This window comes from Rufibacter roseus, assembly GCF_001647285.1.
GTDB lineage: Bacteria > Bacteroidota > Bacteroidia > Cytophagales > Hymenobacteraceae > Nibribacter > Nibribacter roseus.
Genome location: NZ_LRML01000008.1, coordinates 47422 through 60947, shown reverse-complemented (window position 1 = coordinate 60947; position 13526 = coordinate 47422). Strand labels below are relative to the sequence as shown.

Genomic DNA, 13526 nt, shown 5'->3' with positions numbered 1-13526 from the left:
TTGTTCATTAGTCGTTTGTTTAAATTTTATTGCTCTCCGTTTAGAAAGAATAGGTTGCCCCTACCAGTACTGAAATACCTTGGCTCTGATAATTTACTAACCTCTGGTATTGGCTGTTCAACAGGTTGTTTCCCATCAGGAAGGCAGAAAAACGCTGTGAAAACCGGTAATCTGCTTTTAGGTTCAAGTCTATGATATTATCGGTTTCACGAAGCATTGCAGTGCCATCTGGTCGGGTAATCTGCCCAAACGAACTGCTAATATAGTAAAGTTCAGTGTTGAAGAGAATCTTATCATAAAGATTATATGTACCAAAAGCCGTTACTTTTACCGATGGCCGGTGGAAAGGCTCAGGCAGCGAGGCGGTTGTATAATTGTTCACCTCCCCTTTTAATCCAATGCGTAATTCTTCAGATTGGTTAAAAGTTAATTCACCGTACAACTGAAGAACTTTTGTTACCCCATCATCATACACTACCTCAAACTTAGAAGAATCGCTAACGGCATTGTTGAAGAAATACAGATTTCTTATTCGTTGATGCGCTACTCGGCCAGTGAACTGCACAAATTTGCTGATGCTACCGTTTACCCCGGCATATACCTCAATGCCTTTGTTCACATCGGCAATGGGCTTGCTAATGCGCAGAAATGGATTTTCCCGGCTCAGGTCGAACAAGGTTGTGCGCTCTAAATCGCCGCCTGCGCCCGCAAACACAACCAAGCCGTTCTCTATAACCTGGTATGATGCCTCCAGCGCAGGATAAATGCTAAATTTGCGGGAAGCATTAATGGTGTCACCAGTGTAGGCAACGGTACCGCCTAACACATAGCTCAGTTTGTCCATTTGTCCTGCATAGGCCGGTTTAGCTTTAAAGAAACCTCTTCCATAAGACTCTTCCGTAGGCACACCCGCATCTGAGGGAGCCATTACGTTCAAGTTAGTATAAGCTACGTCTACATCTACCAGAAATCGGGAGTTCTTACCAAGTTCATAGCTGGTTTCAAAGTTGCCATACACATTGGTTTCTTTGGCATCAAAGCTTTCACCGGTGTAAGTAAGGCCAATCTTTCCCGTGTATTTCAGCGGCCCTCGGTCTGAAATGTTGTTCATATGCCCCTCGGCCAGAAAACGGTTGTACACCTGTTGGCGCTCATCTCCCTCAGGCAATGCTATGCTACGGTCGTACCCGTAGAAATGCCTCATGTCACGTTCATAGCGAACCCTTCCCCCAAAGGTATATGGACCCTGGTACATATCTCCCTGCGCCTGCACGTAACTGGTAGCTGCCCCTGACTCATCAACCGGACCGTTGGCTGAGGAAAGGTGCCCCACCTGCGCCCCAAAGGAAGATTTGTCGCTGCGCTTGTTGTGGAAGTACCCACGCGCATAGACAGTTCCATAATTACCAAAGCCAGCTTTCAGGTAATTGCCGTACAACTTCGCCAGTTCTTCCTGACGGATAGTAAGCACCCGCATAGGCATATTGATAAAGTGCTCTGGCAGGCGGTATTCATTGAACCTGTAGGTCACGTTGCGCTCGGCCAATTCCGGCGGATCAATGCGGAACTGCTGAAAGTTTCGGTTTGCTTCGGGCAATTCTATAATGCGGTTCTTCTCTACCACAATCTCCGTGCTCTCCAGTTTGTTTCCTTCACCCCAACCTGTTTGGGCGTGGGTAGCCGGAAGTAAACCTAACAGAAACAGTGCGGAAATTCCCGCTCCTTTTATGCTCTTTCTCATGGTATTATTTTTTTGGAGTGGAAGCTGGAGCCGGAGCTTTTACTTTACTTTCTAAATCAGCCAGTTTTTGTTTGGCTGCCTCCACAATCTCTTTTTCTGGTGAATGATTGATGATAGACTCCAAAGTGCTTTTTGCCTGGAAATCTTCATTCTGCGCCATGTACACATCGGCTATTAGCAGGAAGGTTTTTCCTAACCAGTAATCATAATTGGCAAATGAATTGCTGAAGCTAAACGCCTGATCTAACGCCTCTTTGTATTTCTGCTGTTTAAATAGTATCTCAGATACCAGATAGTGCGCCTCTGCCCCATTTACATCTGTGGCTGAGGTGGCTGCTGTCGTGAATTCTTTCACAGCTTGGTCTAACCTACCTAAGGCGTAACTTGCTTTGCCTCTGAAAAGCATAGCCGAATTATAAGCATTGAGCGTGGCGTTGCCGCGGGCAATTAGTTCATCGGCTATCAATATGGTGTTGTTGAAGTCATTGGTGAAGTAGAAACTCTTCATTAACCCCATCAAGGCATTGGCTTGCTCTTTCTTGTTAGTGGCCAAATCACGCAGGCGCGAGTAGAAAGCAGCAGCCTCACCATAGTTTCCTCCTTCAAACTCAAGGTCTGCCACCCGTTGCACCGCTCTGGACAAATATTCAGATTTCCCTTCCAGCGCCACTTCCTTCAGGCTTCTTAGCGCATTTTGCTTATCATCTATTCTGAAATAAGAGTCACCTAAAAAGTAACGCGCATTAGGCACTGACGAGCTGGCCGGATAACTCTTCAGAAACTTTTCAAACCTAGGAATAGCCTGATTGTATTTCTCATTGAAGTACAATGTTTTAGCTGCCTCAAATTCTACACTTTCTAAAGCCCCGCTTTCTGGGTTGGCCGCTCTGAACTTCGCTAGATAATTGTCTAGCTGATCTGTCTGGTTTGAAGAACCTAAGGCTTCCTGTAAACTGAAGATTGCCTCATTCGCCACCGCTGACGTTGGGTACTGATCAATTACCCGTTTGAAATCGTTAATGGCTTCGTTTGTTCTTTTTAGGTTAACATATGAATTACCCCGCTTCTGCAATGCATTAGGCACCAGCGTACTGCTCTGGAAGTTATCTATCAACTGGCTAAAAGAAGCAATGGCAGGCGCATAGTTAGAATCTTCATAATCAATTACACCCTTTTGGTACACGGCATCATCTGCGTATCTAGATTTTGGGAAGTTCTTAATTAATGTATTGAGGCTTTGAATGGCCTGTTCGCGTCGGTTGGTCAGATTATACACCACCCCCTTCTGGAAATGCACATAATCTGCATCGGGGGTTTTGTTGGTTAAAGCCTGGTCGTACCAATTAAGGGCAGCGGCATAATCTTTATTGACATAGTACGTATCTGCTAAACGCACCATGGCATCGGCGTAATTTGGGTTATTACTCCGGATGGAATTGTCGTTCAGGTAAGCCTTGAAGTGCACCAGCGCCTTGTCATACTGCTTCTCATTATAATAAGCATAGCCAATGCCGTACCGAGACTTCACGTAATATTCTGTACGGCCGGAATTTGGCGTCTGGAAAACGGCCGAGTAGCTGGCAATAGCTTGCGGCCAGCGCTGCCCTATTGAATAGGCCTCACCTTTCAGGAAGTTACTGGCCGCCTGAATTTCTTTGTCATACGGGAAGTTCAAAGACTTATCAAGCATTTGAACTGCCTGGGCAAAGAACTGATCATTGTACAGCTTTACAGCTTGGTAGTACGTTACCCGCTGATACGTTTCATTGATGCGGTGGCTACGGCGCGGCAGTTTCTCAATGTGCTGAATAGCCTCCATAAAGTTACTGGAGTTCAGGTATGCTTCGCTCAGCAAATCATCTGCCTCCCCGCTAAGTTTTGAATCTGGGAAATCGCGGTTGTAATTAGCCAGAGAGTTGATTACCTCAGAGAAGTTGCCTAACTCGTAGTTCAGTTGGGCATACTTTATAGTAGCCCCCTCTTTTACATTCTTGTCTATATTAAGCTTACGAGCCTGGTCAAAGGCCCCTAAGGCAAACTGCTTGTTATCATCCTTCAGGTAACTTAGACCTAAATGATATGCGGCATTCTGGCCCAGAGAATCAGAGTGAATAGCAACGGCTTTCAGGTTCTGTATGGCATTCTTAAAATCGTTGTTCTTGTAATCGGCGAAGCCCATTTTATACTGCACCGTTTTGTCGAGCGGCTTTTTACCTTCGGCATACTTTTGAAAATATTCCGCCGCCTTCTTGAAATCGTTCCGCTGAAAATAGGCGTCTCCCACCAGCAGCTCAATTTCATCAGGGTTCTGCACCTTTGGCGTCATGCTCAAAGATTTCTCCCCGTATGTGATCACCTCGGCAAAGTTTCCTTCTTTGTACAGCACCTCTGTGAGCATGTAAGGCACAATGGTACGGTAGTTTTCGTCCTGCTCCGCTACTTTAAGATCTAGCTTGGCCCCTATGTAGTCTCCCTCGCGGTAAGCCAGGTAACCGGCATAGTAATTAGAGGCGTAGCTATAGCGGTGGTTGCCCCTTTTGTTACGGTCAAACAAGGTTTTAGCCTTGTTAAAATTCTTTTTTGAGAAATAGGAGTAAGCCAGTTTAAACTCCATCTCTTTTATCTGAGCCTCGTCTAAACGGTCAGCCGGAGCTTTCTCCAAGTACTCTATCGCCTTGTCGTAATTTTTCTTGTCAAAGAAAGAGGTACCTAGTTCAAAGAAAGCGACGGCCGCTTTTGGGTGAGCCGGATAACGTTCGGCAAACTGCAGCACCAGCTGTTCCGCATCCGGATGGAAAAGGTGCAGACCGCTGATGGCGTAATAGTATTGGGCGTCGGCGGTTTTGGCCGGTTCATTGATCAACCTGATGTACTGCGCAAAGGCCTGTTGAGCCGCGCCGTACTTCTCCCGATCATACAGCTCCAGACCCTCCTGGAAAAAACGCTCTTCTGAACGGTAGGTTTGAGGGAACTGTGCCTGTGCGGCGTGGGCTCCCCCCAGCAAAGCCGTAGCCAAGGCTATCTTGTGAGGTAATTTCATAGTTTACTGGATTAAGGCAACCATCAGGTTTTCCGGAAATCAGAACCCGACTGGAAAGCCCGTCCTTCAAAATTAAAAAAAATGCGTGGAAGAGACACCGATTTTATCGGCTGTTTATGAGAGTTCAACGAAGGCCAACCGGATTTAGCGTTTCACCCTCTGCTTAATTTCCTGTTTTTGGGCTGATTCCTGAAAAACAGCCCAAAAACAGGAATTAAACCAAAATAGGTATCGGGTGCAAAATTTTAAACACCAATTCTTTTAAAATGGCGGCATCAGACAAATTGCCCCCTTCAATACCTTTACTCTGTAAATCAGCCTGATGAATGAAACCTATAATCTGTAGCACCCGCCCATACGGATATGCCCGCAATGCCTGCATGTATTCTTTGGCCAGAAAGCCCCGGTTCCCCAAACTCTTAGCCACCGTCTGCTCCGTAATTTGTGGCAAGAGGTGCAGCGTCATGAGTTTGGTGAAAAAAGAAAACAACAGCACCAGGTTGGGGATCAGCGGATTGTCTTTGGGGTTTGACTCAAAGTAATTGAGAATTCGGTTGGCCTTTAGTACATCTTGACGGGTAAGGGCATTTTGCAGCTCAAAGATGTTGTATTCCTTGCTCATGCCAATGTTTTCCTGCACCAGCCCCTCGTCTATGGTTTGCCCCGGTTTCAGGTTGATGGCTAACTTTTCTATCTCGTTGGCCAACCTTGAAAGGTCTGACCCAATGAACTCTCCCAGCATCATGACCGCCTGCGGGGTGGCCTGTAGGTTCTTGCTTTTGATGAACTGATTGATCCAGCCGGGCACCTGGTTCTCGTACAGCTTTTTAGTTGTAAGTAAAACCGCCTGTTTTGTCAAAAGTTTCGCCAGCCGCTTACGCCCGTCCAGCACCTTGTGCTTGTGGCAGAACACCAGTATGGTAGAAGGTAACGGATTGTTCAGATACGCCTCCAATTGTTTAGCGGCAGAGTCTTTTTCTGGGTCGGCCTCTAGGTTGGGCAGGTTCTGGGCCTCCTTCACAATGACCACTGAACGTTCAGACATCATCGGAAAACGCTTGGCCTGCAGCAGAACGGTAGGCACATCAGTGTCTTTGCCGTACATGACCACCTGGTTAAAACCCTTTTCCATGTCATTGAGGGCGTGCTGCTCTATATAATCAGAGATTTTGTCAATATAGTAAGGCTCCTCGCCCTGCAAGAAATACACAGGAGCGAATTCGCGGTTCTTAAGTTGCTTGAGAATGTCTTCTGCGGTCAGCGCCATGTAACTGGTTCAATATTGTCTGAGACCCAAAGTTACCATACTTAATAGATGAAACCACTATCTTGCCTTTCAAATAGCTTTTCCAGCCCAATTCATTTGCCCGATAATATTTTCAAAGGGCTTATTGATGATACATCATTTAAAGTAACATTATAAAATTTATAGCAACCATCTTTATTCAATGAAAAAACCAAGTGCCATTCTCTGCATTCTGTTAATACTCTGCTGCTTCCCCTCCTGCCACCTCAAAGAGAAGTTCGAACAGTATAAAGCTGTAAATGAAAGCTTGATCTCTGCTTTTCAACATGAGAAAATAAATACAAGCTATAATTGGAGTACTACTGAAGGAGAAAATAATGTAAGTGTAACGTTTTATGATTACCCCATTGATTCTGTTTCTTATCCAGAACTAGAGGAAATGGCAAACCAGGTTCAACAAAGCGTACAGACCAGCTATCCCGGATTTAAAGAACTAGACTATATAGAGGTAAGATTTACTAAAGAAAAAGATTTAGAAACTGCGGATTCTTTTGTCACCTTCAAAAACGACCTAAAGCCAGAACGTTAAAAGTTCAACAGTGTTTTGGAGCTGTTTTTAGAAAATCAGGCGTAAAAGAGAGTATAGAATGCCCCATCACTTTCACTCAGGCGAACAACTACAAACGAATAACTAGCACCGAATAAGCAAGAGGTGTATCTTTGGCGCAGCAAAAACCGATGATACATGAATTTGATTGAAGAACTGCGTTGGCGGGGCATGTTGCAAGACACCATGCCAGGCACGGAAGAGCAACTGAAAGCGGAAATGACAACGGGCTATGTGGGTTTTGACCCTACCGCCTCTTCTCTACATATAGGTAACCTGGCCACTATTATGTTACTGGTACACCTTCAGCGGGCTGGGCACAAACCCATCGCTTTGGTGGGTGGGGCTACCGGTATGATTGGTGACCCTTCTGGTAAATCTGCGGAGCGCAATCTCTTGTCTGAAGAAGTATTGAGAGCAAACCAAGAAGGCATTAGAAAGCAGCTGGAGAAATTCCTTTCTTTTGACGGGGGGGCCAACTCCGCGGAGATCGTGAACAACTACGACTGGTTTAAAGAGTTCTCTTTCTTGGACTTTCTTCGGAATGTGGGTAAGCACCTCACGGTGAACTACATGATGAAAAAGGAGTCGGTGCAGAAGCGGATCACGGCTCAGGAAGGTGAAAACGGTGCCGAAGGACTTTCTTTCACGGAATTCTCTTACCAGTTACTGCAAGGGTATGACTACTTCCACCTTTACAAAAACAAGAATGTAAAACTGCAGATGGGCGGTTCTGACCAGTGGGGTAACATTACCTCGGGCACTGAGCTGATCAGACGCATGGAAGGCGGAAAGGCCTTTGCTTTGACTACCCCACTGGTAACCAAAGCCGACGGCAGCAAGTTCGGAAAGTCAGAGAGCGGCAACGTGTGGCTAGATCCTACTATGACCAGCCCTTACAAGTTTTACCAGTTCTGGCTGAACGTAGCCGATGAGGAAGCGGAAAAACTGATCAAGCGCTTTACCCTGCTCAACCAAGAGGAAATTGCTGCCCTTGTTGCCGAACATGAGCAAGCGCCGCACCTGCGCGTTCTGCAGAAAGCCCTGGCTAAAGAGGTAACCACCACCGTACATTCCGCCGAGGAATATGAAAGTGCCGTAGAGGCTTCTCAGATTTTATTTGGTAAAGGTGACTTAGAAACATTAAGAAACTTACCTGAAGCTACTTTATTGGCTGTTTTTGAAGGAGTTCCTCAAATTGATGTTCCAAAAGATCAATTGACCAGTGATACCCTTGCCGTTGATTTACTTTCTGAGCTAACGCAAGCCCAAATTTTCGACTCTAAAAGCGAAGCCAAAAAAATGATCCAGAATGGCGGCGTAAGCATTAACCGCCAGAAAGTAGGCAACGTAGCTGAGACTGTCACGTCAGACTTACTGCAGGGTAAGTATCTGGTGGTGCAGAAAGGAAAGAAGAATTACTACCTGGTAAAAGCGGTATAACCTTTTTATAAACACTCTACAGCAGCAGCAGGCAAATGATTTTGCCTGCTGCTGCTGTTTAAGGGGTATACTTTAAACCTTATCTACCCTCACATGACCGCAGTACTTCAATAGATGAACCTCTTTCAGCTGGTCTATAGTAAGATTGTGCAACTCATTAGCCCAATGAAAACTCCTCCACCACCGAATACACCGGATGCGGCGATGCCAGCTTAGACTGCCACAGCGCAATAGAACTAACCGGAAACAGAATTTCTTCGGGAGGTGACACCACAGAAAGATTATGCCTCACCCGTACTTCTTTCTTGAAACGCGCCACCGTAACATGCGGTATAAATTCCTTTTGCTTTGATGTTTCGGAGGACAAGGCCTCCGTCAGCTCCTGACTTAATTGCGTAAAGGCTTCATGTTGCCGGAAACGCGCCCAAATTAATCTGGGCGATTTAGGCTTTGGCCCCGGCTCCAGTTGCTCCAAAGCCAGCGTAAAAGGCTGGTGCCGCTTCGCTACCTCAGCTATTTTCTGCTTGTTGGTTTCTTCCTCAAACGCTGGCACATTCCCGATAAAGTAAAGCGTGAGGTGCAGGTTTTGCTCTGGCACGGATCTGCTGTTCGGGTCCTGGTATTGGTCCCGCGCCTGCACCAGATAGTCTTTCACCTCCGCAGGCAAGGCGGCAGCTACAAATAAACGTAGGGTTTCTTCCATACAACTCTGGCTTTGCTCCTGATCTTTTATTCGTCTTCAATCAACATCAAATATTGAAATGCTGTCATTGCGTTTTAGGCGTGATTTCTGGAAAAGAGGCGAAAAACTGCCCCATTAAATCCTAGTTGGCACCTTTCTACTTTTGCTCTGACCACAACACTTGTTCCTAAAACTCCTGCCCCAATGAGATTTGCCCCACGTTCTTTAGCTCGTTCAGATCTTTGTAGAAGTTCTTCAGATTTAAATTGTCTGGCACAAACACATACAGCTGAATTTTGGCGTTATGCTTGTTCTGCGACTGCACCACGTTCACGTTACGGGTGGTGATCTTATACTTCTCTAAAATAGCAAACACCTTATTTGTTTCAATCTTAGCGGACTGAAAACTGATTTTCAGGGTTTTAAAGGAGCCGCCAACAAAGAATTTCTTCCCTACTTTATCCAGAATAGACAGCACAAACAGCAGCAGCAAGGTCACTACCACGGCCGCCTCATACATACCCACGCCCACACTTAAACCCACGGCCGCCACTGCCCAAATGGTAGCCGCCGTGGTGAGGCCGTGGGTGTTGGCGCCTAACCTGTAAATAGCTCCCGCCCCCAGAAAACCAATCCCGGACTCTACCTGCGCCGCAATTCGGCCCGGATCTACGTTAGGGTACTGTGAGAAGGTCTGCGGAATGTAGATGGAGATGAGCATGAGCAAACAGGCGCCCACACTAATGACCATGTGCGTGCGCAAACCGGCTTGCTGCCTTCTTGATTCGCGTTCCCAGCCCAGCAAACCTCCTAAGAGAGTGCTCAGAAAAAGCCGGAGGACAATGGTTTGGGAAGAAATTTCCGTGGTGTCGAGTACAATAAAGTCCATATAAAGCGTTCGAGCTTGTTTACAGGTGAGTCTTTCCCTTTACTGCCAACAGAAGTAAAAGTTTGCCTGAGCAGCACCAAGTAATGCCACAAATTCCGAACTTTGTATTTCTCCTTTATTCCCCATGCTGGAAGTTCTGATTTACACCTTTTTATTGAGCATCTCCCCGTTGGGAGAAGCCAGAGCCGGCATACCCTACGCCGTGCTAAACGACTTCCCCGTTGGCTGGGCATTTTTAGTGGGCCTGATAGGTAACCTGCTCGTGTTTCCGTTGCTCATGTGGCTCATTGACACGTTCAGCAACAAACTCTGGCCTAGCCGCCGCTACCGCCGAGGCGTGATTCACTTCTCTAAACGCGCCAAAAGAACCGTGGGTGCCGAGGTGCAGAAATATGGTTTTTGGGGCCTCATGGTTTTTGTGATGATTCCGTTGCCCGGCACCGGAGCCTATATGGGCACCATTGCGGCTTATGTGCTTAAAATTGAACGCAAAAAAGCATTCTTGGCAACCAGTTTAGGCGTGCTTGTCTCCTGCATCGTCATGGCGATAGGCTCTTATTACGGAAACCTGGGCTGGAAAAGCCTGTGATCTTTTTAGAAACAAGATTCAAGAGGTAAGACTCAAGACTTTGGCGGCTGTTTTCGGTTTGTTTTTCATGAAACAGGCCGAAAACAGCCGCTTCTTTTTTCTAGAGGCTCTTCCTTTTAAATGGACTTTTCTGTTAGAGATCTCCACTTTGATCTTTCATGAAAACCGTTATCTCTCTTGACTTCATGCAGCAACGGTTTACTGCATTAAACCAGCCTATTATTTGATACTCGTGGCACTTTGTGAACCTTTACTGAGAGGTACGAAGTAAAAGAAGTACCAATACCTTTAAAAAGTCATCACATAAAACGAATAGAACTTATGACGAAAATAGGCATTACAGGAGCAACCGGACAATTGGGTCGCATAGTGGTAGACAAGCTCAAAGAGAAAGTATCTTCTGAAAATATAGTTGCGCTGGTGAGAGCCCCTGAAAAAGCTTCTGACTTGGGCGTAGAAGCCCGTGAAGCAGATTACAGCCAACCCGACACCCTGCAAAGCGCTTTGACTGGCGTTGATTCTCTACTTCTCATTTCTTCGAGTGAAGTAGGCCAACGCGCCACACAGCACAAAAACGTGATTGAAGCGGCAAAGAAAGCCGGAGTAAAATGGATTGTGTACACCAGCATCCTCCATGCTGACACCACTGACATTAGCTTAGCCGATGAGCACAAAGCCACCGAAGCCGCTCTGCAAGATTCAGGCATTCCGTTCACGCTCCTGCGCAACGGCTGGTACACTGAGAACTACACCGGTTCTATTGGCGGTGCTTTGGCCGGAGGCGCCGTGATTGGAAGCGCCGGAGAAGGCAAAATTTCTGCCGCCACCCGCGAAGACTTCGCCGATGCCGCCGTAGCCGTGCTGACAGGTGAAGGACATCAAGGCAAAACCTATGAATTGGCCGGAGACGAAGCGTTCACGCTAGCCGAATATGCCGCCGAAATCTCCCGCCAGACCGGCAAAGACATTCCGTACAAAAACTTACCACCAGCCGACTATGCTGCCGCGCTAGCCAGCTTCGGGGTGCCTGAAGGATTTGCCCACGGCATTGCCAGCTGGGATGTATCGGCGTCAAATGGGGCCTTGTATGACGACAGCCGCCAATTGTCAAAACTCATTGGCCGCCCCACTACTCCCCTGTCTGAGGCCGTAGCTCAGGCATTGAAAGGGGCGCAGTAATTCCACTTATTCTTTCCGATTCTTATTTAGAATTACCTTAGAAACAGAAAAGCCTGCCCCAATTACGGAGCAGGCTTTTCTGTTTTTATTAAAGCAGCTTTTTTCTACTTGATAGCCACCGGAACTTCCAGGTTCTCCCACTTCAGGGCAAAACCTTTGTTCGTGATTTCATACACCAACCGCTCATTCATGGTAGCCGACTTCTTTGGCTTCACGTTTACCACCAGCACATTGTTGGCCGGGTCAAAATTGGCAACTCCACCTTGTTTGGTGCCCCCTTGGCCGGTTTCTGAGTTGAAGATGATTTGCCATTCCTTCTCACCAGGCACCATAAACACTGAGTAAGAACCGGCTTTCAGCGTTTTTCCTTCCACTTTAATGTCTTTGTCAGTGGTGAAGGTAGTGGCTTTGTTGGCACCAGCTCTCCAAGCTTTTCCATACGGCACCAGCTCTCCCCAAATAGTACGGCCTTTCACCGCTGGGCTGCTGTAGTTAACGGTGATGTTGGCTCCGCCCACTTTCCCAGTAGCTGTTGCCGCTGGACTTGCTACCGGCTTGGCATCCTGCGCGAAGACAGAGGCAGTCATGGTGAACAGGAAGAAGAGGGTGAAGAGGAAATTTTTGTTTGGCGTTTTCATTATTGTCTTTAATTAGTTGTGGGTCTAAATGTAAAGGATTTTCAGGTTCAAAGATATGTTTAGATAAAGCAATTTTAAGTCTGGGATTATTTCTATGGCGCGGATTTACTTCCGTGACTTAAGAAGCTGTTCAGAAAGTCAGCAACTAAAGTTTAATTACTTTCTTTCGTATTACTTCTCCATTAGCGCCTATTAATTTCAACACATAATTGCCGCTTTTTAATTCTGACAACACTATTTCTCCATTTATATCAGTTCTTCCTCTTTTTAAAAATTTCCCAAAAATATCTGTAATATGGTATTCATAATTACCCCGCCTATTTTCTGATAAAACTACGTTAACTTTATCAACAAAAGGATTAGGATAAACAGAAATTTGTCCATCCACCAGTTGGTCATCTACTGATAAAACTTCTGGAATATTAGCCGATTGTAGACTTGCCAAGGAAGTGGAAAGAAGAGGAGATTGTGTTTCACCCTCTTTGTGTTGGTTACCCCCCATAACATATAACTTACCATTTACTACCACTGCTCCGGCATGCCTTCTAGGGATCATATTATTTTCCACCTCCACTAACTGATTTGTGACAGTGTCAAAATAGCCAATGAATGTTTCATCCTGATGGTCCCCGATGATCCATATATTGTTTCCCACAACCGTTGTAGCATGTGCAGAAATACTTACAGGTAGAGTAATGGAAGTATTACTCCAAGTGTTACTCTCTATATCGTAGATATTTACTTGGTTAGAAGATGTTTCATTAAAGCCACCAATAACATATAACTTTCCATTTACAATTTCGCCTGCAGTTTCCTTAGCTACAGGCATATCGGCGAGTACTGTCCATGTATCAGTAGAGGTGTCATAGGAAAGAAGTTTATTAGAAAAGGTTGAAGAAGCACTTCTCCCACCAAAGATGTAAATTTTGTTTCCTAGTACTGCCGAGCCAGAGGATCTGGCAGGGTGTGGATTATTTGCACCGTATGTAATTGCCCCAGTAGTGGTATTGATTTTTTCTACTTTATTATTGTATAGGCGTTGGCCATTGAAATAATCTCCATTTATTATATATAAATAATCACCTACAATTTCTGAGGAAGCCCATTTCTTAGCAATAGTTGCATTTGTAAGAATTGACCATGAGTTTGTTGTAATATTATATTTCTCGACTAAACTTGTTTCAAATTCATTTTGGGAAAAACCATTTGAAACATAAATATGGTTTCCATTTTCAGTAGCAGATACACCACCACGTGCAAGTCCCATATTAGCCAAATCTTGAAACTCTAAGTTTTGAGCACACAACAACAGTGAATTAAAAAGGAGACTAAGCAATACAATTGTAGCTCTCATCATTATTAAATTTTGGTTTATTGATTAAGAAAAATTTTCTAATTTATTGTAAAGCAAACTAAGCATCCACGAACCTACTTCGTGTTTCTTTAATCTAACACATAAAACTTTTTTGTAC

General features: G+C 45.5%; 11 protein-coding genes. 4 read left to right on the top strand and 7 right to left on the bottom strand.

Annotated features, from left to right (window positions below; translation table 11 throughout):
• Window positions 1–40 precede the first annotated feature (40 nt).
• The 3 genes from A8O23_RS13140 to holA all read right to left on the bottom strand — a co-directional run bounded on the left by A8O23_RS13140 (window position 41) and on the right by holA (window position 6048).
• Window positions 41–1741: a TonB-dependent receptor gene (locus tag A8O23_RS13140; protein ID WP_066621947.1), complete on the bottom strand. Its 1701-nt coding sequence runs from the start codon at window positions 1739–1741 to the stop codon at window positions 41–43.
• A 4-nt stretch (window positions 1742–1745) separates the two neighbouring features.
• Window positions 1746–4781 carry a tetratricopeptide repeat protein gene (locus A8O23_RS13135; protein WP_066621946.1) on the bottom strand — a complete coding sequence of 1012 codons (3036 nt, stop codon included), beginning with the start codon at window positions 4779–4781 and terminating at the stop codon, window positions 1746–1748.
• Between the two features lie 214 nt (window positions 4782–4995).
• Complete coding sequence (holA, locus tag A8O23_RS13130; RefSeq protein WP_066621945.1) at window positions 4996–6048, bottom strand: DNA polymerase III subunit delta; 1053 nt, start codon at window positions 6046–6048, stop codon at window positions 4996–4998.
• A 181-nt stretch (window positions 6049–6229) separates the two neighbouring features.
• Between holA and A8O23_RS13125 the strand changes: the two genes are divergently transcribed.
• On the top strand, window positions 6230–6616 hold the full coding sequence (locus tag A8O23_RS13125; protein ID WP_066621944.1) for a hypothetical protein: 387 nt from the start codon (window positions 6230–6232) through the stop codon (window positions 6614–6616).
• Window positions 6617–6772: 156 nt separating this feature from the next.
• Window positions 6773–8077 (top strand): tyrosine--tRNA ligase, encoded by a 1305-nt coding sequence (gene tyrS / locus A8O23_RS13120; RefSeq protein ID WP_066621942.1) that lies wholly within the window; start codon window positions 6773–6775, stop codon window positions 8075–8077.
• A gap of 157 nt (window positions 8078–8234) precedes the next feature.
• On the opposite strand, the gene thpR is transcribed toward tyrS, so the two are convergent.
• Entirely contained in the window at window positions 8235–8780 is a 546-nt protein-coding gene (thpR, locus tag A8O23_RS13115; RefSeq protein WP_066621940.1) for an RNA 2',3'-cyclic phosphodiesterase, read from the bottom strand.
• A 166-nt stretch (window positions 8781–8946) separates the two neighbouring features.
• Window positions 8947–9648 (bottom strand): MgtC/SapB family protein, encoded by a 702-nt coding sequence (locus tag A8O23_RS13110; RefSeq protein ID WP_066621938.1) that lies wholly within the window; start codon window positions 9646–9648, stop codon window positions 8947–8949.
• A 124-nt stretch (window positions 9649–9772) separates the two neighbouring features.
• Between A8O23_RS13110 and A8O23_RS13105 the strand changes: the two genes are divergently transcribed.
• Both A8O23_RS13105 and A8O23_RS13100 read left to right on the top strand, forming a co-directional pair.
• A complete protein-coding gene (locus A8O23_RS13105) occupies window positions 9773–10237 on the top strand; it encodes a COG2426 family protein (protein ID WP_066621936.1) in 465 nt (154 codons plus the stop codon).
• Window positions 10238–10558: 321 nt separating this feature from the next.
• Window positions 10559–11416, top strand: a complete 858-nt coding sequence (locus A8O23_RS13100; protein ID WP_066621934.1) for an SDR family oxidoreductase — start codon at window positions 10559–10561, stop codon at window positions 11414–11416.
• Between the two features lie 104 nt (window positions 11417–11520).
• Here A8O23_RS13100 and A8O23_RS13095 read toward each other — a convergent pair whose 3' ends face one another.
• Together A8O23_RS13095 and A8O23_RS13090 are read right to left on the bottom strand one after the other, a co-directional pair.
• A complete protein-coding gene (locus tag A8O23_RS13095; protein ID WP_066621932.1) occupies window positions 11521–12054 on the bottom strand; it encodes a DUF2911 domain-containing protein in 534 nt (177 codons plus the stop codon).
• Between the two features lie 145 nt (window positions 12055–12199).
• Window positions 12200–13411, bottom strand: a complete 1212-nt coding sequence (locus tag A8O23_RS13090; protein ID WP_066621927.1) for a Kelch repeat-containing protein — start codon at window positions 13409–13411, stop codon at window positions 12200–12202.
• Between the last annotated feature and the right edge of the window lie 115 nt (window positions 13412–13526).

Coding starts and splice junctions, on each gene's coding strand:
- A8O23_RS13140 (WP_066621947.1), bottom strand. CDS start 1,741: ATGAGAAAGAGCATAAAAGGAGCGGGAATTTCCGCACTGTTTCTGTTA.
- A8O23_RS13135 (WP_066621946.1), bottom strand. CDS start 4,781: ATGAAATTACCTCACAAGATAGCCTTGGCTACGGCTTTGCTGGGGGGA.
- holA (WP_066621945.1), bottom strand. CDS start 6,048: ATGGCGCTGACCGCAGAAGACATTCTCAAGCAACTTAAGAACCGCGAA.
- A8O23_RS13125 (WP_066621944.1), top strand. CDS start 6,230: ATGAAAAAACCAAGTGCCATTCTCTGCATTCTGTTAATACTCTGCTGC.
- tyrS (WP_066621942.1), top strand. CDS start 6,773: ATGAATTTGATTGAAGAACTGCGTTGGCGGGGCATGTTGCAAGACACC.
- thpR (WP_066621940.1), bottom strand. CDS start 8,780: ATGGAAGAAACCCTACGTTTATTTGTAGCTGCCGCCTTGCCTGCGGAG.
- A8O23_RS13110 (WP_066621938.1), bottom strand. CDS start 9,648: ATGGACTTTATTGTACTCGACACCACGGAAATTTCTTCCCAAACCATT.
- A8O23_RS13105 (WP_066621936.1), top strand. CDS start 9,773: ATGCTGGAAGTTCTGATTTACACCTTTTTATTGAGCATCTCCCCGTTG.
- A8O23_RS13100 (WP_066621934.1), top strand. CDS start 10,559: ATGACGAAAATAGGCATTACAGGAGCAACCGGACAATTGGGTCGCATA.
- A8O23_RS13095 (WP_066621932.1), bottom strand. CDS start 12,054: ATGAAAACGCCAAACAAAAATTTCCTCTTCACCCTCTTCTTCCTGTTC.
- A8O23_RS13090 (WP_066621927.1), bottom strand. CDS start 13,411: ATGATGAGAGCTACAATTGTATTGCTTAGTCTCCTTTTTAATTCACTG.